Origin of the sequence: Curvibacter delicatus NBRC 14919 (genome assembly GCF_001592265.1) — a bacterium.
Classification (GTDB): domain Bacteria; phylum Pseudomonadota; class Gammaproteobacteria; order Burkholderiales; family Burkholderiaceae_C; genus Hylemonella; species Hylemonella delicata.
Genome location: NZ_BCWP01000087.1, coordinates 1 through 1,889 on the forward strand (window position 1 = coordinate 1; position 1,889 = coordinate 1,889).

General features: G+C 59.3%; 2 protein-coding genes. Both read left to right on the forward strand.

The annotated features are described in order from the left end of the window. Positions 1–191 (forward strand): chemotaxis protein CheW (locus CDE01S_RS17895; RefSeq protein ID WP_174525485.1); only part of this gene is annotated, 191 nt, incomplete at its 5' end. Between the two features lie 27 nt (positions 192–218). Further along, complete coding sequence (locus CDE01S_RS17900; RefSeq protein ID WP_066710910.1) at positions 219–1,805, forward strand: methyl-accepting chemotaxis protein; 1,587 nt, start codon at positions 219–221, stop codon at positions 1,803–1,805. The last annotated feature ends 84 nt before the right edge of the window (positions 1,806–1,889 follow it).

A 1,889-nucleotide genomic window follows, 5' to 3' on the forward strand; every position in this document is an offset into this window, starting at 1 on the left:
TTGACGGCGTGTCGGATGTGATCACGCTGGCGCCCGAGCAACTGCGCCCGGTGCCGGAGTTGTCTTCGTCCATTGCCAGCGACCACCTGCTGGCCATCGGTTCGCTGGACGACCGCATGCTGATCCTGCTCGACATCGAGAAACTCATGAGCAGCACCGACATGGGCCTCGTGAATTCAGAGAAGCAATAAGCCCCCACATACCGTCAGAGAAACAAAATGAATTTCCTTAAGAATCTGAAAATCGGCTCACGACTCGGCCTGGCCTTTGTCGTGGTCCTGCTCTTGCTGACTGTCAGCGTTGCCATTGGCGTCTGGCGTATCAATGAACTGGCGAGCACCACCCGTGTCTTGGCCACCACGGACAACGAAAAACTCAAGCTGGCCACGCAATGGCGCCAGGCCATTGATTCGAACTGGATTCGCACACGAGCCGTTCTGCTGGAAAACGACCCTGCCCGTCTCAAGCAGTGGCAGGCAGAAATGGAAGAAACCACCAAGGTTTCCAGTGCCGCCAGCAAAAAAATGGGGGAAATGGTGACCTCGGCAGAAGGCAAGGCCCTGATTGCCGCCATTGACAAGGCACGGGCGGCCTATCGCGACCTTCGCGGTGAGACACTAAAACGCCAGCAGGCCGGTGAAAACGTCTGGACCACGGTCGAAAAAGAGCTCAAGCCTTTGTCGGAAACCTATCTTCAAGCCCTCGCCAATCTCGAAAAACGCCAGCAGGAGCTGTACGACGCGGCCTTGGTACAGGCAGAAAAAGATGCCTTGTTTGGTGAGCAGATCATGATTGCCGCAGGCGTTCTGGCACTGGCGCTGGGTGCTTTCTTTGCCCTGGTTCTCACGCGTTCCATCGTCGGCCCGATCCAGATTGCGGCCGAAAACGTCAAACACATCGCGGAAGGTGACCTGACGCGTGAAATCCACAGTGAAGGACGCGATGAAACCGCCCAGATGCTGCAATCGCTGGCTGAAATGCAAGGCAGCTTGCGGAAGATCGTCGCGAACGTGCGTCAAGGCTCCGAGTCCGTCGCCACCGCCTCCAGCGAGATCGCCCAAGGCAATAACGACCTGTCCGCCCGCACCGAGAGCCAGGCCAGCGCGCTGGAAGAGACCGCCGCTTCGATGGAAGAGCTGAGCTCCACCGTCAAACAGAACGCCGACAACGCCAGACAAGCGAATCAACTGGCCCAAAGCGCCTCCACCGTGGCCGTCAAGGGCGGTGAAGTCGTGGCCCAGGTGGTCGACACCATGAAGGGCATCAACGATTCGAGCAAGAAGATTGCCGACATCATCAACGTCATCGACGGCATCGCCTTCCAGACCAACATCCTGGCGCTCAATGCGGCGGTGGAAGCCGCCCGGGCCGGCGAACAAGGCCGCGGTTTTGCCGTGGTGGCCGGTGAGGTGCGCTCCCTGGCCGGCCGTTCTGCCGATGCCGCCAAGGAAATCAAGACGCTCATCACTGACAGCGTGGAACGCGTCGAACAAGGTACTGCGCTGGTGGACCAGGCCGGCGCCACCATGAACGAGGTGGTGAGCAGTATCCGACGTGTCACCGACATCATGGGTGAAATCAGTGCGGCCAGCTCCGAACAGAGTGCCGGCGTGGCGCAGGTGGGTGAAGCGGTGACACAGATGGACCAGGCCACACAGCAGAACGCTGCGCTGGTGGAAGAGATGGCCGCAGCCGCTTCCAGCCTGCGTGGCCAGGCGCAAGAGCTGGTGCAGAGCGTGGCCGTATTCAAGCTGGAACATGGTTTACGCGCCAATGCAGGCGGCACGCAGCTGCTACTGAACTAAAAAACAGAAACGGACTGCGTTACATCATGAACACAAACACAATGGCGGCACTGGCCCGACAGGACAAAGGTGGCATGCCCACTC

Excerpts from the sequence above, each read along its gene's own strand:
- CDE01S_RS17900 (WP_066710910.1), top strand. The coding sequence starts at position 219 with ATGAATTTCCTTAAGAATCTGAAAATCGGCTCACGACTCGGCCTGGCC.